This window comes from Marinobacter sp. P4B1 (assembly GCF_001447135.1).
In the GTDB taxonomy this organism is placed as follows: Bacteria; Pseudomonadota; Gammaproteobacteria; order Pseudomonadales; family Oleiphilaceae; genus Marinobacter; species Marinobacter vinifirmus.
On sequence record NZ_LLXM01000002.1, the window covers coordinates 36467 to 56981 of the forward strand.

The 20515-nt window shown below is 59.4% G+C and carries 14 protein-coding genes, 1 tRNA gene and 1 pseudogene; 11 read left to right on the forward strand and 5 right to left on the reverse strand.

The features are described 5' to 3' along the window. Nucleotides 1-24: 24 nt before the first annotated feature. The gene (plsY, locus tag AQ621_RS01020; RefSeq protein ID WP_058340009.1) at nt 25-618 is read left to right on the forward strand and encodes a glycerol-3-phosphate 1-O-acyltransferase PlsY; all 594 of its coding nucleotides are present in this window, start codon (nt 25-27) and stop codon (nt 616-618) included. A gap of 3 nt (nt 619-621) precedes the next feature. Here the strand turns inward: plsY and tsaD are convergent, their stop codons facing one another. After that, on the reverse strand, nt 622-1677 hold the full coding sequence (gene tsaD / locus AQ621_RS01025; protein WP_058339903.1) for a tRNA (adenosine(37)-N6)-threonylcarbamoyltransferase complex transferase subunit TsaD: 1056 nt from the start codon (nt 1675-1677) through the stop codon (nt 622-624). A 234-nt stretch (nt 1678-1911) separates the two neighbouring features. Between tsaD and rpsU the strand changes: the two genes are divergently transcribed. The 9 genes from rpsU to AQ621_RS01070 all read left to right on the forward strand — a co-directional run bounded on the left by rpsU (nt 1912) and on the right by AQ621_RS01070 (nt 15241). Then, complete coding sequence (gene rpsU, locus AQ621_RS01030) at nt 1912-2127, forward strand: 30S ribosomal protein S21 (RefSeq protein ID WP_007153483.1); 216 nt, start codon at nt 1912-1914, stop codon at nt 2125-2127. A gap of 152 nt (nt 2128-2279) precedes the next feature. After that, complete coding sequence (gene dnaG, locus AQ621_RS01035) at nt 2280-4031, forward strand: DNA primase (RefSeq protein ID WP_058339904.1); 1752 nt, start codon at nt 2280-2282, stop codon at nt 4029-4031. Nucleotides 4032-4149: 118 nt separating this feature from the next. Then, nucleotides 4150-5997 carry an RNA polymerase sigma factor RpoD gene (rpoD, locus tag AQ621_RS01040; RefSeq protein WP_058339905.1) on the forward strand — a complete coding sequence of 616 codons (1848 nt, stop codon included), beginning with the start codon at nt 4150-4152 and terminating at the stop codon, nt 5995-5997. Nucleotides 5998-6057: 60 nt separating this feature from the next. Further along, nucleotides 6058-6134: transfer RNA gene (locus tag AQ621_RS01045), tRNA-Ile, on the forward strand. A gap of 183 nt (nt 6135-6317) precedes the next feature. After that, on the forward strand, nt 6318-7178 hold the full coding sequence (locus AQ621_RS17735; protein WP_058339906.1) for a PEP-CTERM sorting domain-containing protein: 861 nt from the start codon (nt 6318-6320) through the stop codon (nt 7176-7178). Nucleotides 7179-7549: 371 nt separating this feature from the next. Beyond that, the gene (gene aupA, locus AQ621_RS01055; RefSeq protein ID WP_058339907.1) at nt 7550-8884 is read left to right on the forward strand and encodes an alkane uptake protein AupA; all 1335 of its coding nucleotides are present in this window, start codon (nt 7550-7552) and stop codon (nt 8882-8884) included. Nucleotides 8885-8897: 13 nt separating this feature from the next. Next, entirely contained in the window at nt 8898-12278 is a 3381-nt protein-coding gene (locus AQ621_RS01060) for an Ig-like domain-containing domain (RefSeq protein ID WP_058339908.1), read from the forward strand. Between the two features lie 163 nt (nt 12279-12441). Then, nucleotides 12442-14739: a molybdopterin-dependent oxidoreductase gene (locus tag AQ621_RS01065; protein WP_058339909.1), complete on the forward strand. Its 2298-nt coding sequence runs from the start codon at nt 12442-12444 to the stop codon at nt 14737-14739. A gap of 43 nt (nt 14740-14782) precedes the next feature. Next, entirely contained in the window at nt 14783-15241 is a 459-nt protein-coding gene (locus tag AQ621_RS01070) for a DUF2489 domain-containing protein (protein ID WP_022988801.1), read from the forward strand. 7 nt (nt 15242-15248) lie between these two features. Here AQ621_RS01070 and AQ621_RS01075 read toward each other — a convergent pair. From AQ621_RS01075 to AQ621_RS01085, 3 genes and pseudogenes are all read right to left on the reverse strand, one after another. After that, nucleotides 15249-16130: pseudogene (locus AQ621_RS01075) on the reverse strand (HDOD domain-containing protein); the annotation flags it as partial. Nucleotides 16131-16144: 14 nt separating this feature from the next. Beyond that, nucleotides 16145-18220, reverse strand: a complete 2076-nt coding sequence (recG, locus tag AQ621_RS01080) for an ATP-dependent DNA helicase RecG (protein WP_058339910.1) — start codon at nt 18218-18220, stop codon at nt 16145-16147. An 8-nt stretch (nt 18221-18228) separates the two neighbouring features. Continuing rightward, nucleotides 18229-19188, reverse strand: coding sequence for a hydrogen peroxide-inducible genes activator (locus tag AQ621_RS01085; protein WP_022988804.1), 960 nt, complete (start codon nt 19186-19188; stop codon nt 18229-18231). Between the two features lie 76 nt (nt 19189-19264). On the opposite strand from AQ621_RS01085, the gene AQ621_RS01090 reads away from it, so the two are divergent. After that, nucleotides 19265-20134, forward strand: coding sequence for an NAD-dependent epimerase/dehydratase family protein (locus tag AQ621_RS01090; protein WP_058339911.1), 870 nt, complete (start codon nt 19265-19267; stop codon nt 20132-20134). On the opposite strand, the gene AQ621_RS01095 is transcribed toward AQ621_RS01090, so the two are convergent. Continuing rightward, nucleotides 20127-20513 (reverse strand): RidA family protein, encoded by a 387-nt coding sequence (locus AQ621_RS01095; protein WP_022988806.1) that lies wholly within the window; start codon nt 20511-20513, stop codon nt 20127-20129. The two genes, AQ621_RS01090 and AQ621_RS01095, sit on opposite strands and share 8 nt — an antisense overlap. Nucleotides 20514-20515: the final 2 nt, after the last annotated feature.

Consider the following 20515-nt stretch of genomic DNA (forward strand, 5'->3'; position numbering starts at 1 on the left):
CGTCTGCGCACCTGCGATGCAGCCATGGATGTAACCAGCAACCCGATTGTGATTGTACTGCTCTGCTTCGGAGCCTACCTGGCCGGCTCGGTGCTGTTTGCCGTGCCCGTATGCCGCGCATGGCAGTTGCCCGATCCGCGCGCGCTGGGTTCCGGCAACCCCGGAGCCACCAACGTGTACCGGGCCGGCGGCTGGAAACCGGCGCTGATCACCCTGGCGCTGGATGCCTTCAAGGGCTGGCTACCGGTGTGGCTGGCGCACCTGGCGGGACTGTCCATCCTGGTGCAGGCCATGGTGGCCCTGTGCGCGGTAACCGGCCATATGATTCCGCTGTTCTACCGGTTCAAGGGCGGCAAGGGCGTGGCAACAGCCCTCGGGGCCGGCCTTGCGCTGGCACCGGTCACAACCCTGATCATGGCCGGCATCTGGCTGGTGATCATGTGGCGCTGGCGTATCTCTGCGCTGGCCTCATTGATTGCCATTGCCAGCGGGCCGGTCATCAGCGCCCTGCTGGAGCCGGACACCCTGCCCCTGTTTGGCCTGCTTACCCTGTTGATTGTGGTGCGCCACCGCAATAACCTGATCCGCCTGGCCCAGGGCCGGGAAACCGGTTTGTAATACTCAGTCTACAAGGCCGTTAGCCCGGGGCTCATTCACCGCCGGCAGGGTGTTCATCGGCCAGCGCGGCACCGACACAATCCGTTCACCGTCACGCTGCCCGGCCCGCAGCCGCTGGGCACCGGCGTAGGCAATCATGGCCCCGTTATCGGTGCAGAATTCCGGGCGGGCATAGAACACAGAGCCGCGCAGCCTGGCGGCCATCTTCTCCAGCCCGGCCCGCAGCCGCTTGTTGGCACTTACGCCACCGGCAATCACCAGCCGCTTGCAGCCGGTCTGCTCCAGTGCCCGCTTGCATTTGATGGTCAGGGTATCCACCACCGCCGCCTCGAAGGCCAGGGCGATATCGGCTTTTACCTGCTCGTCCAGGTTGCCGTTATCCCGGGCCGCATTCACGGTATTCAGGGTAAAGGTTTTCAGGCCGCTGAAACTGAAGTCCAGGCCGGGGCGATCGGTCATCGGGCGCGGAAACCGGTAGATGCCATCGCGGCCCTTTTCGGCCAGCGCCGCCACCCGGGGGCCGCCGGGGTAATCCAGGCCCAGCATCTTGGCGGTTTTATCGAAAGCCTCACCGGCGGCGTCGTCTACCGATTCGCCGAGCATTTCATACTCGCCAATGCCGTCTACCCGCACCAGCTGGGTGTGGCCGCCGGATACCAGCAGCGCCACAAACGGAAATTCCGGCGGGTTGTCTTCCAGCATGGGCGCCAGCAAATGGCCTTCCATGTGGTGCACACCCAGTACCGGAATATCCAGCGCAAAACCCAGAGCATGGGCCACCGAGCCTCCCACCATCAACGCGCCGATCAGGCCCGGGCCGGCGGTGTAGGCAATGCCCTCAAGATCCTTGCGGGTTTTGCCGGCCTCGGCCAGCACCTGGTCGCACAGGGGCAACAATTTGCGCACGTGATCCCGCGAGGCCAGCTCCGGCACTACCCCGCCGTAGTCGGCGTGCATGTCAATCTGGCTGAACAGGGCGTGGGCCAGCAGCCCCTGCTCGTCATCAAACAGGGCAACGCCGGTTTCGTCGCAGGAGGTTTCAATACCAAGAATCAGCATAGTCAGGCCGTATCCGCAGGAGGAGAAATGAAAGCTGGCGGCATTTTAGCAGAAACCCGAATGCCTCCGGCAGTTTCGTTGAACAATGATTGACCTCGGCAGGCCCAGCCGTTATCATTGCCGCCCTAAATTAGCACTGGTCGAGTTTTAGCCAATCTGACCAGGGATCGAGCCCGCATGGCAAAGGCCGGCGGAACCAATTGAAACCGAATCTATCAGGTAGGTGATTTTCGAATGCCAGCTGTTAAAGTGAAAGAGAATGAGCCGTTTGATGTAGCACTGCGTCGCTTCAAGCGTTCCTGCGAGAAGGCCGGTGTACTGTCTGAAGTACGTCGTCGTGAGCACTACGAGAAGCCGACCGCTGTACGTAAGCGCAAAGCAGCTGCCGCCGTTAAGCGTCATCTCAAGAAGCTTCAGCGTGAGCAGCGTAAGTTCGAGCGTCTGTACTGAGTTCAGAACGCATCGACAGCAAGACTGATTGCCGGAACGGCGTTTCGCCCTACCCGGCAAACTGAAAATGCCGCCGAGGCCTGGCTTCGGCGGCATTTTTGGCTATGGTGAATAGCGTTTTACCCCGGCACCCAGGCTGAAGTGGAGCCACCATGAGCGGACTGATCCCTCAACGATTTGTTGAAGACCTGCTGGATCGTATCGACCTGGCGGAGCTGATCGGTTCCCGCATTACCCTGAAAAAAGCCGGCGCAAATTACAAAGCCTGCTGCCCGTTCCACGACGAAAAAACACCTTCGTTCAACGTTCGGCCAGACAAAGGCTTCTATCACTGTTTCGGATGCGGCGCCCACGGCGATGCCATCAGCTTCGTTCGTGAGTTCGAGGGCCTCGGGTTTACCGAAGCAGTGGAAGAACTGGCCAGGCGCGCAGGGCTTGAAGTGCCTTACGACAAGGCCGCCAAGCAGGAAATGCAGCAGGCCCGGACGCTGACCGATGCGCTGGACTTTGCCAATCGCTTTTACCAGTCGGCCCTGGCCGGCCAGCAAGGCGCCTACGCCAGGGACTACCTGACACAGCGCGGACTGGATAATTCGATTATCCAGCAATACCAGATCGGCTTCGCCCCGGGCACAGGCACCGCCCTTTACGACGCAGCCCCGAAAGATCTGAAGGGCCCGCTGATTGAAACCCGGACGGTTTCCGATCAATACGGCCGCCCCAGAGACCTGTTTCGCAACCGGGTAATGTTCCCGATCCGGAACACCCGGGGCAAAACCGTCGCTTTCGGTGGTCGCACACTGGGCGACGACAAAGCCAAGTACATCAATTCGCCGGAATCGGACGTATTCCACAAGAGCCGTGAAATCTACGGCCTGTTCGAGGCCCGGCAAGCCATCCGCCAGCTGGACAAACTGCTGGTGGTGGAAGGCTATATGGACGTGATCGCCCTGGCCCAGCACGGCATTCACTACGCCGTTGCTACCCTGGGCACAGCGACCAACCAGGACAGCCTAAACGCCCTGCTGCGGCAGGTAAGACACATCGTATTCTGCTTTGACGGCGACCAGGCCGGCTTCCGTGCTGCCGACCGGGCCATGGAAAATGCCCTGGAACTGATGGCAGACGGCCTGCATCTGCAGTTCCTGATGCTGCCGCAAGGCGAAGACCCGGACACCCTGATCCGAAAAGAGGGTGCCGAGGCCTTCCAGAAACGCATAGACAGCGCTACTCCGCTCTCGCGCTACCTGTTTGACCGCCAGAGCGAAGGGCTCGACCTGCAACTGCCGGAACACCGGGGCGAACTGAGAGCCCGGGCCGAGCCGCTACTGAACAAAATGCCCCGCAGCACGCTGCGGGACGCCATGTGGCACGAAATGCTGCGACTGTGCGGCGGCCGCAACCAGTGGCAGAACCGCCAGCAAGGCCAGAACTACAAGGCCCGGGGCTGGCGCAACGAAGGCCAGAACCGGCCGTCAGAAGAACGTATTGACGTAAAACTCAGCAAAGACAGTACCTTGTGCCTGGCCCTGCTGGAGGCGCCGGAACTGGCCACGGAAGTGAAAACCCTGGCCGACCGCACAAGGCAACTGGAGCAGGCCGGCCGACTGGCCCGCTGGCTGCTGGAAAACAACATCCAGACCCGCAAAGCACTGGTAGCGGGACTGGCAACCGATAAGCAGGCCCGCGACAGGTTCTACAACCTGTTCGACGGACTGGAGCACATACCGGCACGGGAAAGCACACTGGCTGCTGCCAGAGAGCTGTTAAGCCCGAACGAAGAAGCCGCGCGCCAGCAAAGACTGGCAACCCTGCTCCGGAACCTGGCAACGCTCACCCCGGAACAGCGGGAAGAGCTGAGAACCCTCAGCGCGGGTACGTTAAACCCGAAAGCCGGGGAGTAAAAACTTGAAACTATCGCAATTGATCACCATCTAACCGGTTGGTGGCAGCAAAACCAAGCGACAGCTATAATGGCTGTTTAACTTTTTTCCTTTTTAAAAGCGAGTTCACAGGGTGTCTATGTCAGGCAATTCGCAGAAATCACGTTTGAAAGACCTCATCGCACGAGGCAAGGAACAAGGTTACCTGACTTACGCCGAGGTAAACGACCACCTGCCGGAAGATATCGCAGACCCGGACCAGGTTGAAGATATTATTCGGATGATCAACGACATGGGTATCCAGGTGTGCGAAGAAACACCGGACGCCGATACCCTGCTGATGACCGAAGGCGATTCCACCGCAGACGAAGCCGCTGCCGCAGAAGCCGCCGCAGCCCTTGCCGCCGTGGAAACCGACGCCGGCCGCACCACCGACCCGGTGCGCATGTACATGCGCGAAATGGGTACTGTTGAACTGCTGACCCGCGAAGGCGAAATCGTTATCGCCAAGCGCATCGAAGAAGGCATCCGCGACGTCATGGCCGCCGTTGCCCACTTCCCGGGCACAGCTGGCACCGTAATCCAGGCCTACGACCGCATCATCGAGAACGAAGGCCGCATCAGCGACATCGTAACCGGCTTCCTTGACCCGGACGACGCCGAGCCGTTCATGGGCGAAGAAACCACCGAAGATACCTCTTCGGACGATTCCGACAGCGATGACGATGACGACGACACCTCCAGCGATGACGACAACGACAACGGCCCGGATCCGGAAGAGACCCGCCTGCGCTTCGAACTGCTGAAAGAAAAGCTCGACGCCGCCAACAAGGCCCTGGACAAGCACGGCCGCGGCCACAAGAAAACCCAGGAAGCCCTGAACGAACTGGGCCAGGTTTTCGCCCCGTTCAAACTGGCCAACAAGGCGTTTGACGAGCTGGTGAACGTGGTTCGCTCCACCAACGACCTGGTGCGCGAGAACGAGCGGGCGATCATGCAGATCTGCGTACGCGACTGCAAAATGCCCCGCAAAGACTTCATCAAGTGGTTCCCGGGCAACGAAATCGACCTTGAGTGGGCGAAAGAAATCGCCGCCACCAAGAAGCCATACGCCGCTGCCATCGGCGAGCGCATTGACGAAATCGTACGCCTGCAGAAACGCATCCAGAACGTGCAGACCGAAGTGGACCTGGACGTGGTCGACATCAAGGAAATCAACCGTCGCGTTTCTATCGGCGAAGCCAAGGCCCGCCGTGCCAAGAAAGAAATGGTCGAGGCCAACCTGCGTCTGGTTATCTCCATTGCCAAGAAGTACACCAACCGTGGCCTTCAGTTCCTGGACCTGATTCAGGAAGGCAACATCGGCCTGATGAAGGCCGTCGACAAGTTTGAATACCGTCGTGGCTACAAGTTTTCTACCTACGCCACCTGGTGGATCCGTCAGGCCATCACCCGCTCTATCGCGGACCAGGCCCGCACTATCCGGATTCCGGTGCACATGATCGAGACGATCAACAAGCTGAACCGCATTTCCCGCCAGATGCTGCAGGAAATGGGCCGCGAGCCCACACCGGAAGAGCTTGGCGAGCGCATGGAAATGCCGGAAGACAAGATCCGCAAGGTACTGAAGATCGCCAAAGAGCCGATCTCCATGGAAACGCCAATCGGTGACGATGAAGACAGCCATCTGGGCGATTTCATCGAAGATATCCAGGCCCTGTCGCCGGTGGATTCCGCCACCGCCGAAGGTCTGCGCGAAGCGACCCGCTCCGTGCTGGCCGGCCTGACCGCTCGCGAATCCAAGGTGCTGCGCATGCGCTTCGGTATCGAGATGAACACCGACCACACCCTGGAAGAAGTCGGCAAGCAGTTCGACGTAACCCGTGAGCGTATCCGTCAGATCGAAGCCAAGGCCCTGCGCAAACTGCGCCATCCTTCCCGCTCCGATCACCTGCGCGGCTTTATTGACGATCAGGGCAACGGTTAATCCGCAACACAGTAGCGGGCGCCACCCCTCGCGGGTATAATGGCGCCCGTTTTCCTTTCCGGGCCTATAGCTCAGTTGGTTAGAGCAGGGGACTCATAATCCCTTGGTCGCTGGTTCGAGTCCAGCTGGGCCCACCATTTCTTTCTATTCTCCCGCTGCCTTCCGAAGCCGCCACAACCACACCGTCAAAAAACTTTACACATCACTTTCAGAACTTCCAAAAACACTCCTGAATACAAACAACTACGAAGCTGGCACACATACTGCTACCTTTCTAGCGAGAAAGGACAAGGTTGCGAACCGCAACGAAGGAGTGTCACGTGAACCGTTCAACGATAACCAAAACACTATTGCTTGCCGGTATGGCTGCGGCCGGCTCGCTTGGCATGGCCGGCGCCCATGCTGCTACCATCGAGATTCTCTGCACGGCATCCGAGCCTTGCGGCCAATCGTCTGGCACTACCGCCGACGGCACCATCTTCGAAGCTGCTGCGAACCCGACAGAGCCTTCCACCGGAACCGGGGTTTTCAAGCCCTTTGTTCGGGTTCAGGCCCAAGGCAATAGCGACACCCAAAGCGGCTACAATACCGACTATTCGCCAGACAATGGTATAAATTTTGACACTAAATCCGGCATCTGGACCCACTCCGTCTTGTTTGGCGATCTGGGCACCGTCGACATCGGGGGGCTGTCCTACTACCAGTTTTCCATGGACGCCAATGAAGAAGGCGGAAGGAAAAACCAGATTGACCTGACCGAAATCCAGATTTTCCTCGGTGGTGACGACCTTCGAATTCCAGAAAACAATGGCGGCTACACCGGCACCCAGTTCGATGGCAGCGCATCGGACAACTTCCTGGCGGGCTATGCCCCGGTCTGGAACCTGGATAATGCTCTGAACGGAGACGTTACTGTTATCCTGCAGGCCAGTATCTGCGACAATCCGGGGCAGTGCGGTAGCGGGAAGGGAGACCTCAATTTGTTCATTCTCGACAGCCTGCTGCAAGGCGATACCGATGATTACTTTGTATTCTACACAGAGTACGACCGGGTGGGCTCTGGCTTCGAGGAATGGAATTACCTCGCAAGAACCATCCCCGTCCCCGAGCCCGGAACCCTGGCCCTGTTCGGCCTGGGCCTTGCTGGCCTGATCGCCTCACGCCGCAAACTGCAGAAGTAACCAAAAGCCTGTGTCGGGAAACTTTACATAGCACCCCGGCACAGGTTTTTACCCGACTATTACGCTACATAACACCCCGTCACATTTATCAAACAACACGATTTATCCCTTTCTTTTTGCCCCGCCCAAGAAACATTACGCTACAAAAAATCACACCTGACACCTGTTATTTCAATGGCTTAGCGCTAACTTGAAGTCACGGGCTAGCACTACGTGGTTTTACCGACACTGACCTGTGTCAAAAATGCCAAAGTCCTCATCGGACAAGCCCAATACACTTGCCACTGAACCAATGTAGCCAAACCCGAGGTCCGCGATGGCGCAGGGTGTCAGGTTTGAATACAACAATAATGAGCGAACGGAGTGTATCAATGGTCCCCTCTCCCCGATTTTCCGTACGGGCAGTGTCCCTAGCAGTTGCAGCAGTTTCCGCCAGCCTTACCATGAACGCCTCGGCGAGCATGGGCAACCTGGGCACCACTTACGGCGTAATGCCCATAGATGTGGCAACCGCCCAGTCGCTGTCCATGTTCAACGACCAGGTATCCGCCACCTACTACAACCCCGCGTCTCTCACCAAGGACACCCGGGGTGAGCTGACTACCGGCATACTGCACGCCGAGCAGGAGCTGCGTTCAGCCAACCCCAATGCCAACGGCGATGTACTGGCTAACTCCCCCAGCCAGCACGTGCTGATCGGCATGAAAACCAACCTGGGTTCCCTCACCCGCTTCAAGCACCCCATTTACCTGGGCTTTATTGCCGGTGTGGAGAAGTACGGTAAGGAAATGCTGGCGTTCAACTCGCAAACTTCCGAGAACGGCCAGTTCCTGCAATATGGTAAAGAGCCGCTGTTCCTGAACGTGGGTGGCGCTACGCCGCTGTGGCGCGGCATTTCTGCTGGCCTGTCTGTGCGGGTGACCCTGGATGCTACGGCGCAGCTGGATGCGGTATCCACACTGGGCGGCGAAACCAGCCGCGAACGCCTGGCGGTGAACGCAGAGCCCGCCATGAAGACGATTCTGGGCACCACCGTAGATTTCGGCAGCACCTTCTGCCCTGAAAACGATTGCTTCCTGGACGGCTGGGAAGCGGCCTTTGCTTACCGCACCAAGTCTTCCGCTTCCACCACGGTAGACTCCAACATCATCGTTACCCAGACCATTCCGGACCCGGGCCTTAGCCTGGCGGTTTCCACCATCGACTCCTTCCAGCCGGAAACCTATGTCGCCGGTATGCAGTACGCCGGTGACGGATGGCGCGTAGGTGGTAGCGTGGAGCAGCAGAACTGGTCCGAGCTCGGCGATGCATTTGATAGCGACACCATTCGCATGCAGAACGGCGTGAATGGCCCGAAGATTGAGTTCGACGACATCCTCATTCCGCGTCTCGGTGCAGAATATCAGCTCAGCGAACACTTCGCCCTGCGCGGTGGTGTGGCCTACGAAGAATCTCCCCTGAAAACCACCCGCAATCCGGACCTCAACTATCTGGACACCGACAAGATTGTGGTTGGCCTTGGTGTTAGCGCCACATACGACCGTACCCGCCTGCTGGCCTACCCGGTTCGCCTGGATCTGGGCTACCAGTACCAGCAACTGCAGGAGCGTGACTTCACCCTGGTGGACTACGACGGCAACGAAACCGACGTAACCGCAGACGGCGACGTGCACGTAATCAGCGGCTCCATCACCCTGAAGTTCTGAGGAGAAGCAGGCCATGAAACAATTCAAGACTCTGGCACTGATTCCCGCCATGCTGCTGGCAGCCTGTGGCGGCGACAATGATACCCAGACCATGAAAGAAAAAACCACGCCGGGCGCGATGGTGTATTCCTTCCCGATGGACGGCCAGAATGATGTCAGCCCGAAAGCGGATATCGTACTGCGCTTTTCCCATGCCGTAGTGGATGATGAAGCCACCCTGGCAGAAAAAATCAAGGTAGAATCTGACGGCACTTCCGTAGACTTCACCGTTACAGTCATTGATGGCGGCAAAAGCCTTAAGCTGGAGCCCGCAACTGCCCTGGCAAGCGGCAGCGACTTCAATGTCAGCTTCAGTGAACCCCTCGCAGCTGAAGGTGGCCGGATTATCGGCACACCAAATGCCGTTGGCGAAGATGGCATACAGTTCAATACCCGTGCCGAGTTCAGCGGCGTTGCAAGCCTGGGCACTACTTCCGACCAGTTCGGTGTAGCCTGGCAGGTGCCGGCTAATGGCAGCGCTTTCCAGGCCATGAACTTCTCCACGTTCCGGCTGGCCATGACCCAACCGGTTCATCCGGAGTGGGAACAACTGGGCGGTAGTATCGAACTGCTGGACCAGAATGGCGAAGCCGTGCCGGCCACCGTGCTGGTAAAAGGTAACCGCATCACCGTCGACCCCTGCGTGGCAGACCGTTGCGGCAGTAAGGAAGACATTCTGGCGGCCGGTGAAACCTACACCCTGAAGATCAGCAACCTGGCCAGCCTGACCAACAGCGCAGAAGACAACCGCTTCTCCGCTGAATACAGCTACACGCCGCGAGACACAGGCCCGACGGTGATGCTGGAACAGCAAGCTGTGGACTCCAACGGTGGCGCTATTAAGTCCGTGCTGAATGACGAAGCGGTAAACGGGGTTGTTCTGAACTCTGTCCTGCAGGGCGTAACCGACTCCTCCCAGCAAACCGGCTCGCTGTTTGCTGAACTGGCTTACTCACCAAGCTTTGAAGCGAATGAAGCGCTGCCACTGCGGATTCCGAAAGGCAGCGTGCTGGAAAGCACCAGCCTGAACGTAAAAGTGGGTGGCAAGGTACAGGTACTGGATGCCGCAACCGGCGGCAAACAGCAGACCGGAACCATCAAGGTAACCATGCTGTCGGATGCCTCCGGCTACATGAGCCCCAACCCCTACACCGACGACCTGAACGCTCCGCGGCACATCACCCTGTTTATGGACGTATCCATGAACACCGAAGAGGCACAGCCCAACGCGGCCCTGTCTCAGGACCTGATGGGCGTGGAGCTGCGGGGTATTGCGCTGGTTCAGGACGGCGTACTGACCATCGATGCCATCGGCATGGTCGAACCCAACCTGCTGGGCCAGGAGTTTACTGACTCCACCATCGCCTTCCAGCTGAAAGCCGCCACCGACGTTAACTCAGCACTGGATGCTGAAGACGACTGGCTGCGAGATATGGACACCACACCGCCCCAGCTGGTGAGCTGGATGCCGGGCGCGGAAGATGCCATTCCGGCTACTCGTCAGTCCATGCAGCGGCCGGGTGACCCGGTGATTTTGTTCTTTGATGAGCCGCTGGATCCTGCGTCGGTGGCCAATGGCGTAACGCTGACTGCTGACGGTAATTCCGTCGAAAGCCTGAACACCAAGCTCGACGGCACGACTCTGGTGATTAACCCGGAAGGTGGCCTTGAACACGGCGTCAGCTACAACGTGAATATCAGTGGTCTGACTGATCTGGCCGGCAACGCCGCCCAACTACCTGCCCTGACCTTTGAGCTCGACCGTATCGACCGTGCGGACGATCCGGTAGAACAGCGCCCGCCGCTGGCTCTGACCACTTACCCAGGGTTCCCTTGCGAAACTGATTTTGCACAAATGAATCTTCTGGAAGGCGCCCTTGGCGAGTGTTACTCAATCAAAGAACCCGGGCACAACAAAGGCAATGCTCCTCTTGAGGTTGACCTCCTGCCTGTCAGCACAATGCCTGAAGATCGCCCGATTACTGTAGTGTTCTCACAGTCCATGCAGCCTGAATCCATCCGGCTTGGAGTGGACGGCACCTTTATCGTAGAAAAAATTACGGTAAATGAATCCGGACAACCGAACGAAGCCGAGATAGGAAGCGGAGAAATTGTTGAAGGTCGCCTCGAATTTAACAACCAGCAGGTTCGATTCTTCCCGAACACACCGTGGCAACCGGGCGAGTTTTATCGCTACACCATGAAATCGGTAGAGGATGATAATGCGAGCACATGTGCGCTGGAGACTCCGACTTCCGTATGTGGCACCAATGGCATCGCACTGAAAACTGACATTCTGGAAGGACTGGATGATGGGAATGGTGCCAACGGCGCAGACAACCTAACCATTTACTTTGAAGGCACAGAGAAGCTGGAAACAGTTTTCACTCCGCTCAGAAACTTCCCGGTAAGGGATACTAACTCGAACTTCCTGATTGATTGTGAAGACAACAATGATGCTAACTGCCTTGAGCCATTCGAAACTGCCCACACTGGAAGTGATGAGACCGGATGGAATGCGGCGGCAAACTCTACAAAATTGTCAGTGATCGGAGGGAAAGCCACTGCAAGACTGCTCGATACTGGTGATACTGGCGTCCCTCTCACCGATCCGGCTGCCCGGGTTGGCTGTGAGGCGGGTACGACAGGCTCGACAATCCTAAACAGAGGAGACGATCACCCTGATTGCCCTCGAAATAAATTCATTTACCAAACTTATGCCCTGAATACTGAGGTACTTGGTCCAGGAACTTACGATCCAACACCAGAGGACCCTACCAACGGTGATGAAATCGAAGGCATAAGAGTTGACCTGTACCCCACGTTGCTCACAACCACCTCGATTAGCGTCTTTACGCAACTGGAAGTATTGGGACTTCTACTGCAGGAAGAGTCCATCACAAACACTCAGGTTTTGAGGATGCGCTACGCCAAAGATGATCCAACTTGTACGATCGATTGCAGCCGCAACTCATTAATTCCAGGAATAATTACAGAAGGAGATGAGGGCCAGCCGATCTTTGTTACTAGCGCGGATCTTCTGATCGATGCGCCAGACATGGAAATACCACTTGGTGGTACACATGATCTTTACGGGCGCCCATTCACCCTCGAACTGGATGGTAATATTACGTTCTTCGATGATGGAAGAATGCAAATCGAACAACGTAACAGTAACTGGATTGGTGAAATGGATGAACTGCTGGTCACAGCAGACGCCCTGGGAATAAGCAATGCCGGGCTAGCAACGATCCGCCTGCCCCTCGAAATCCCGGTCGGCGGCACCTACCTAAACTTCATCTCCAACCCGGTAAAAGACCTGCCGGCCCAATACGAGCAGCAAACCGCTCAGTAAGTTAACCAGGTAATACGGACCCTCCTCAGGCCAGCCTTCGGGCTGGCCTTTTTTGTCGGGCTTATCGGGTCACATTTACAAAAACCCTTTTCCCATTGCGGTTCGTTTCCTGATAATCTGGTTTCAATTTGAAACCTAAAAACAAGAGTTCCGGAGAATCCTTATGCACAACGGCACCCACTACCGCACCTGCCACCTTTGCGAAGCCATGTGTGGCGTGGCTATCGAGGTTCAGAACGGCAAGGTTGCCGCTATCAAAGGCGACGAAAACGACCCGCTCAGCCGGGGCCATATTTGCCCGAAGGCGGTGGCGCTGCAGGACCTGCATGAAGATCCGGAACGGCTGCGCCGGCCGGTTCGCAAAACCGCCACCGGCTGGGAAGAAATGAGCTGGGACGAGGCCTTCGACCTGGTCGCCCGGCGGCTGCATGAGGTGCGCAAGGCCCACGGCCGGAACAGTATCGGGGTGTATCTGGGCAACCCCAATGTGCACAACCACGGCGCCGCCATGACCATTACGCCGTTGCTGCGGGCCATAGGCACCCAGAACCGCTTTTCAGCCACCTCGAACGACCAGCTGCCCCATATGCTGGCCAGCCTGGAGATGTTCGGGCACCAGGTGCTGTTCCCCATTCCGGATATCGACCGCACCGATCTGTTTATCTGTATCGGTGGCAACCCCATGGCCTCCAACGGCAGCCTGATGACGGTGCCGGATTTCCGGGGGCGGGTGAAGGAGCTCAGGAAACGTGGCGGCAAGCTGGTCGTCATCGACCCGCGCCGCACGGAAACCGCCCGCATTGCCGATGATTTCCATTTTATCCGCCCGGGCACCGATGCCCTGCTGCTGATGGCCATGGTGCACACGCTGTTTGCGGAGAACCTGGTCAGTACCGGCGCGGCCACCGGGCTGGTAAAAGACCAGGACCTGCTGCAGCTGGCTGCCCTGAGCTTTACGCCGGAAGCCGTCGCAAGCCATACCGGCATCAGCGCCGATACCATTCGCGGCCTGGCACGGCAGCTGGCCACCACGCCAAGGGCAGCCCTGCACACCCGAATGGGGACCAGCACCCAGGCCTTTGGTGGCACCACCACCTGGCTGGCTTACTGCCTGAATATCCTGACCGGCAAGCTGGATGCCCCGGGCGGGGTGATGTTCACCCAGCCTGCGGTGGATCTGGTAGCGCTGGGCGCACTGGTGGGCCAGGCCGGCCACTTCGGCAACCGTTACAGCCGGGTGCGCAAGTTGCCGGAATTTGGCGGTGAATACCCGTCCAGCACCATGGCCGATGAAATCCTGACCCCGGGCGAGGGGCAAATTCGCGCCTTTGTAACCGTGGCCGGCAATCCGGTGCTGTCGAACCCCAATGGTCAGCGCCTGGATGAAGCCCTGGCCGGGCTGGATTTCATGGTGTCGGTGGATTACTACCTGAATGAAACCACCCGCCACGCCGATGTGATTCTGCCGCCCACAGCGGCGCTGGAGCGCAGCCATTACGACCTGATTTTCAGCATGATGGCGGTACGCAACCAGGCCAAGTACAGCGAAGCCCTGTTCGAACCGGCACCGGACAGCCGCCACGACTGGCAGATCAACCTGGAACTGGCCCACCGTCTTGAACGGCAGCGCAAGGGCGGGAAGTTGCCATTGCAGGCGGAACTGGGCTGGCAGGCGTTCAAGAAGCTGGGGCCAGACCCGATCCTAGATGTGCTGCTGCGCACCGGCCCCTACGGCGCCAACCCGGGCCGGGTGGGCGGTGTGATCAAGCCGCTGCTGGACAAAGTGCTCGGCATTCTGCCGGAACGCCACCCCCTCAAAGGCCTGGCGCGGCTCAGCCCGCTGAACCCGCAGTGGCAGCACATGCCCAAGGGGCTATCACTGTCCGCCCTGAAGAAATCACCCAGCGGGGTGGACCTTGGCCCGTTGCAGCCTACCCTGCCCCAGCGGCTGTTTACCCGGGATGGCAAGGTCAACCTGGCGCCGCGCCGCTACCTGGCGGATGTGGAGCGCCTTCAGGCCCTGCTGGACCAGCCTGAAGCCAGCACCAGCCTGCAGCTTATCGGCCGTCGCCATGTACGCAGCAACAACTCCTGGATGCACAACAGCCAGCGACTGGTGAAAGGCAAAAGCCGCTGTACGGTGATCATGCACCCGGAAGATGCCCAAAACCGCAAGCTCGAAGACGGCGCGCAGGTACAGGTACAGAAAGACGGCAGGGCCGTGGTGCTGCCGCTGGAGGTATCGGAAGATATCATGCCCGGAGTGGTGTCGATTCCCCACGGCTGGGGCCATAGCCGGCCCGGAACAGGGCAGTCGGTTGCCAGCGCCCACGCCGGTGCCAGCATCAACGATATCCTGGATGACACCGAAACCGACCCGGTTTCCGGCACATCGGTACTGAACGGGCAGGCAGTGGAAGTGAAAGTCTGGCAAACTGGCGCCCAAAGCAAACAGGCCTGACCCACCGGGCAGGCCCCGCCATTCATTGATACGAGGTTCAACAATGCCCAGAGGACTGCAACTGTCGTTTATTGTTGTCGGGCTGGTGGTGATCGGGATTCTGCTGTTCTACATCTGGCGGCAATCCAGGGTGCTGAACGAAAACCGGATGCGCCAGAAGAAGGCGGAAGAGTTCCAGGCCAAGCGGCGCGACGAGATGATCGAAAGCATCCGCATTATTGCCCTCGCGGTGGAAGAAGGACAGGTGGAACATTCTGAAGCCTGCCTGCGCCTGAAGGGCCTGCTGGATTACGTGGCCCCGGAACTGCTGGACCAGGCGCCCTACCGGGTGTTTCAGGAAGTGCACGACAAGATCCAGCACATGCCCACCCACCGCGCCCGAAAGGCCACGGATGCCAAGCTGGTTCAGAAGATGGACAAGGAACGCTTCGCGGTAGAACGGCAGCACGCCGAGGATGTGCGCAAGGCGGCTACCGCCATTCGCCATTACCGGTTCGACTGAACCGCAGTTACCGGGCCAGCGGCATCATTCCGGCCATGGCCATGATGCCGTCCCGGTTATGAACCAGCGCATCAAACTGCTGCTCTACCCTTTGCCGGCTCAGGCCCAGTTCTTCAAAAACAGACTGGGGCACTGGCTCCGCCCGGCCCGGCATCACGCCCCGGGCGGTTAGCAACTGCCGGCCCAGCCAGACAATTCTGGCCAGGTAATGATGAGGGCCGCTGTAGTCGGCATCCGCCTGGTGTCGTACGGCCAGGGTCACTTCATCGGGCATGCCCCAATTCTCCAACAGGCGGGCGGCGATCTGTTCCCGGCTGAACCCCATCAATTTCTGTTCCTGGGCGGCGCGGTCACCGGCCGGGTTATCTCCCTGCCAGCGCATCAGTTGCTCGTGGTAGGGCGGGAACACCTGCACCAGCACCAGGTCGCCAAAGTTGTGCAGCAAACCGGCCAGGTAGGCCAGCCCGAACAGGGGCCGCTTTGTTCTGGGCATCATCCCCGCGAGGATTCCGGCAGACTGGGCCTGCCAGGTGGCTTGCTGCCAGTAGTCCCGGTAGCCTTCGGGCTGATCCAGCGGCGCTTTGAGGGTACGGCCAAGCGCAAGGCCCATGGCCAGGTTCATCACGGTATCGAAGCCCAGCACCCGGGAGATGGCATCGTGCACCGAGCGCACCTGCCCGGCGGAGGCGTAAAAGGAGGACGAGGCCCAACTCACCACCTGGGCGGCCAGGCCCGGGTCGCTCTCCACAATGTCGACCAGGTCTCCCATGACGGCTTTCGGGTCTGACCGAAGGCGCATGATGCGCTGGGTGGTTTCCGGCAAGGGCGGCAGCTCCAGGGTGTCTTCAAGGCGCTGCAGAATGCGCAGACTGGTGAATTTGCTGGAGGCCGGGAAGTGCATGGTCAGACCTCTCCGTACCGGGTGTTTTCACCGAGCCAGCGGCGCACCAGGGCTTCGGCCACGCCGGGCTGTTTCACCAGCGCCGGCGCCATTTCCTTGACCGGCTCTATCCAGCCCCTGTCTCGCTCGAAATCGGCCAGGCGGAACTGCATCAGCCCGGTCTGGCGGGTGCCCAGCACTTCACCGGGGCCGCGGATTTCCAGGTCTTTCTCTGCGATGAAGAAACCATCCTGGCTGTCCCGCAGGGCCTGCAGGCGGGCTTTACCATTATTCGACAGCGGCGGGTGGTACATAAGTACGCAAAAGCTGGCCTGGTGGCCCCGGCCTACCCGGCCACGCAACTGGTGTAGCTGGGCCAGGCCCAGCCGTTCGGGGTTCTCGATGATAATCAGCGATGCGTTGGGCACATCCACCCCCACCTCGATTACGGTTGTCGCCACCAGCAAGTCCAGTTCACCGTTCTTGAAGCGTTCCATCACTTCGGCTTTTTCCTGGGCTTTCAGGCGACCATGCACCAGGCCCACTTTAAGATCCGACAAGCGCTCGGAAAGTTCCTGGGCCGTCACTTCAGCTGCCTGGCACTGCAGGGCTTCGGATTCTTCAATCAGTGTACACACCCAGTAGGCCTGGCGCCCCTCCCGGCAGGCGCTCCGTACCCGTTCAATAATATCGTCACGCCGGCTGTCGGGCACTACGATGGTCTCTATGGGTTTACGACCGGGGGGCAGCTCGTCGATCACCGATGTATCCAGGTCAGCATAGGCGCTCATGGCCAGGGTGCGCGGAATGGGTGTGGCGGTCATGATCAGCTGGTGCGGGGCCAGCGAGCCGCCTACACCTTTTTCCCGCAGGGCCAGTCGCTGGTGAACCCCGAAACGATGCTGCTCATCCACAATCACCAGGGCCAGCCGGTTGAACTTTACTTCATCCTGAAACAGGGCGTGGGTGCCGATGGCTACCCGGGCTTCGCCGCTGGCAACGGCATCCAGGGCCTCCTGCCGGGCCTTGCCTTTGACCTTGCCAGACAACCACGCCAACCGGATGCCCAGGGGCTCCAGCCAGCCCCGGAAATTATTGTAGTGCTGTTCGGCAAGGATTTCCGTGGGCGCCATCAGGGCCACCTGGGCACCGGCTCCGATGGCCTGCAGTGCGGCCAGGGCCGCCACCACGGTTTTACCGGAACCGACATCCCCCTGCACCAGTCGCAACATGGGCAATGGCTGGCTCAGGTCCTGCCGGATTTCCTTCATCACCTGGCGCTGGGCGCCGGTCAGGCTGAAGGGTAATTCTTCCAGAAAACGCTCGGTCAGATCACCGGTGGGCAGCAGGGGTAAGGCCTGCCGCGCCTGTATCTGTTCCCGCACCTGCAGTAGGCTGAGCTGGTGCGCCAGCAACTCTTCCATCACCAGGCGCTGCTGGGCCGGGTGCCGGCCTTCCACCAACTGGGGTACCGGGGCACCGGCCGGGGGCTTGTGGACCAGTTTTACGGCTTCAGTAATGCCCGGCAGCTGGTAGTCCGCCAGCAGTTCCGGTGGCAACCAGTCTTTGATGGGGTAACGGTCCAGGTACTGCAGCGCCTGCTGGCACAGCCCGCGCACCCGGGGCTGCTGTATGCCTTCGGTGAGCGGATACACCGGGGTAAGCGTGGCTTCATCACCCGCCGGCATGGGCGGCGGGTTCACCTGGTATTCAGGGTGGTAAAACTCGTAACCGGCGCGGCCCGGGCGGACTTCGCCAAAGCAACGTACCCGGGTGCCTTCGGTCAGCTGGTTACGCTGGGCGGCATTGAAGTGGAAAAACCGCATTACCAGAAAACCGCTGTTGTCCCTCAGGGTGACCTGCAGGCTACGGCGCCGGCCCATCATCAAGTCGGTTTTCATAACCTCCCCTTCCACCACCGCAACATCGCCTATGCGCAGGCTGCCCATGGGGATTACCCGGGTGCGGTCTTCATAGCGGTGAGGAAGGTGGAACAGCAGGTCCTGTACGGAATGGATGCCGAGTTTTGCCAATGTTCCGGCCAGGGCGTTTCCTACGCCCTTGAGCTGGGTAACGGAGATGTCTTCCAGTGACGTCATAGTGGCACTCAGGCGCCTTTGGCAACCGCCGGCGTTTCGGTTTTGGCTTTTTCGATCACCCGGCACTGGCTGGCCGCCAGCGACAGCACATCAATGGCCTTGGGCCGCGGGAAGGTTACCCGCCAGGCCAACGCCACGGTCCGGAAAGGCACCGGCGCGGCAAACGGGCGAACCGCCAGGATATCTTCGTGGTATTTCATTCCGGTGGCCGCAGACAGTGGCAACACGGTAATACCAAGGCCGGATGCCACCATGTGGCGGATGGTCTCCAGGGAGCTACCTTCGGTCACCAGGTCCGGTTTGTCACCATCTGCCCGCTTGGTAATGGCATCCACCAGCGGCGGGCAGGATTCCAGTACCTGGTCCCGGAAGCAGTGGCCCGGGCCCAGAAGAAGCAATTGCTCCCGGGACAGTTCGTCTGCGGTTATCTCATCTTTTGCGGTGAGCGGATGATCCGCCGGCAGCAATACCACGAAGGGTTCGTCGTACAGCGGCATGGTGACCACTTCCGGCTCTTCGAACGGCAAGGCGATGATGATGGCGTCCAGGTCTGAATGGCGAAGCTTCTGGCGCAGGTTGGCGGTGTAGTTCTCTTCGATATACAGCGGCATTTCCGGCGCCGCCCGGCGCAGTTCCGGCAGCAGGTGCGGGAACAGGTAGGGGCCGATGGTGTAGATGGCCCCCACTTTCAGCGGTGAGTTCAGCTGGTTTTTGCCGTCCTGGGCCATGTCTTTGATCACGCCCACCTGGTCCAGCACCCGCTGGGCCTGCTCGATGATGCGCTGCCCGGTTTCGGTTACCCGGATGCTGCTTTTGCTGCGTTCGAACAGGGGAATACCGAGTTCGTCTTCCAGCTTCTTAACCGCCACACTGAGGGTGGGCTGGCTGACGTGACAACGCTCGGCCGCGCGGCCAAAATGCCTTTCCCGGGCAAGCGTAACAACGTATCGTAACTCGGTGAGTGTCATGGTGAGCTCCGGTCGGATCGATCAGGTCGAAGTTTCACATACTTTATCAGCCAAAGCATAAGGATTGAAATTGTCTATGGCAATGACAGATCGCAACCCATCTGCACGAATTCTGGTGGCCGGCTGCGGCAAGCTTGGTGGCGACATTGCCCTGGCCCTGACCGGCGCCGGCCAGGTGTACGGTTTACGCCGCAATCCGGACAAGGTTCCGGCGGGAATTACCGGGATCGGTGCAGACCTCACCCGGCCGGAAACCCTGCAAGGCAAGCTGCCGGACAACCTGGACATTGTGATCTACTGCCTGACACCTTCAAGCTATGACGACGAGGGCTACCACAACGCCTACGTCGCCGGCCTGCAGAACCTGCTGGATGCCATCGGCAACAACCCGCTGACCCGCCTGCTCTTCATCAGCAGCACCAGCGTGTACGCCCAGGACGACGACAGCTGGGTGGATGAAAACAGCCCCGCCGAGCCGGACCGGTTTACCGGCCAGCACATTCTGCAGGGCGAGCAAACGGCACTGAACAGCATTCACCCGGCTACCGTGGTGCGCTTCAGCGGCATCTACGGCCCTACCCGCCAGCGGTTCCTGGAAGAAGTGCTGGAAGGCCGGATGAACCCGCAACCACCGGCACCGTTCAGCAACCGGATTCACGAACAGGATGCCGCCGGGGCCATCGCGTACCTGGGCCAGCAGGCATTGCAGGGCCAGGAGCTGGAAAACCTGTATATCGCCAGTGATTGCGAGCCGGTGCGGCTGGATGAGGTGGTGAACTGGGTTCGGCAGCAGGTGCCGTGCAAAGATCCGGTAGAGGGTGCCCGTAAGGGCGGACGTGCGGGGAGTAAGCGGTGTAACAACCAGCGGTTGCTGGCCAGCGGTTTCGAGTTCCGGTACCCCGACTACAAGGCGGGATACCGGGAGATGATCAACAACCTCAGCTGAGCACCATTACCGCTTCCATTTCCACCGGCACGCCTTTCGGCAGCGCTGCCACGCCTACGGCGGCGCGGGCCGGGTACGGCTCCTGGAAGTAGGTGGCCATGATCTCGTTCACCGTGGCGAAGTTGGCCAGGTCGGTCATATAGATGTTCAGTTTTACGATGTCTTTCAGTTCACCACCAGAGGCTTCGCACACAGCCTTCAGGTTTTCGAACACCTGACGGGTCTTGGCGGCAAAGTCACCGGGCACCACTTCCATGGTTTCAGGGTCCAGGGGAATCTGGCCAGACAGATACACGGTATCTCCGGCTTTGACTGCCTGGGAGTAGGTACCAATCGCCTGCGGGGCGTTTTCGGTCTGGATAACAGATTTATTGGTCATGA

What these genes read in the sequence shown, in the direction of transcription:
- plsY (WP_058340009.1), top strand. Translation starts at nt 25, where the DNA reads ATGGATGTAACCAGCAACCCGATTGTGATTGTACTGCTCTGCTTCGGA.
- tsaD (WP_058339903.1), bottom strand. Translation starts at nt 1,677, where the DNA reads ATGCTGATTCTTGGTATTGAAACCTCCTGCGACGAAACCGGCGTTGCC.
- rpsU (WP_007153483.1), top strand. Translation starts at nt 1,912, where the DNA reads ATGCCAGCTGTTAAAGTGAAAGAGAATGAGCCGTTTGATGTAGCACTG.
- dnaG (WP_058339904.1), top strand. Translation starts at nt 2,280, where the DNA reads ATGAGCGGACTGATCCCTCAACGATTTGTTGAAGACCTGCTGGATCGT.
- rpoD (WP_058339905.1), top strand. Translation starts at nt 4,150, where the DNA reads ATGTCAGGCAATTCGCAGAAATCACGTTTGAAAGACCTCATCGCACGA.
- aupA (WP_058339907.1), top strand. Translation starts at nt 7,550, where the DNA reads ATGGTCCCCTCTCCCCGATTTTCCGTACGGGCAGTGTCCCTAGCAGTT.
- AQ621_RS01060 (WP_058339908.1), top strand. Translation starts at nt 8,898, where the DNA reads ATGAAACAATTCAAGACTCTGGCACTGATTCCCGCCATGCTGCTGGCA.
- AQ621_RS01065 (WP_058339909.1), top strand. Translation starts at nt 12,442, where the DNA reads ATGCACAACGGCACCCACTACCGCACCTGCCACCTTTGCGAAGCCATG.
- AQ621_RS01070 (WP_022988801.1), top strand. Translation starts at nt 14,783, where the DNA reads ATGCCCAGAGGACTGCAACTGTCGTTTATTGTTGTCGGGCTGGTGGTG.
- recG (WP_058339910.1), bottom strand. Translation starts at nt 18,220, where the DNA reads ATGACGTCACTGGAAGACATCTCCGTTACCCAGCTCAAGGGCGTAGGA.
- AQ621_RS01085 (WP_022988804.1), bottom strand. Translation starts at nt 19,188, where the DNA reads ATGACACTCACCGAGTTACGATACGTTGTTACGCTTGCCCGGGAAAGG.
- AQ621_RS01090 (WP_058339911.1), top strand. Translation starts at nt 19,265, where the DNA reads ATGGCAATGACAGATCGCAACCCATCTGCACGAATTCTGGTGGCCGGC.
- AQ621_RS01095 (WP_022988806.1), bottom strand. Translation starts at nt 20,513, where the DNA reads ATGACCAATAAATCTGTTATCCAGACCGAAAACGCCCCGCAGGCGATT.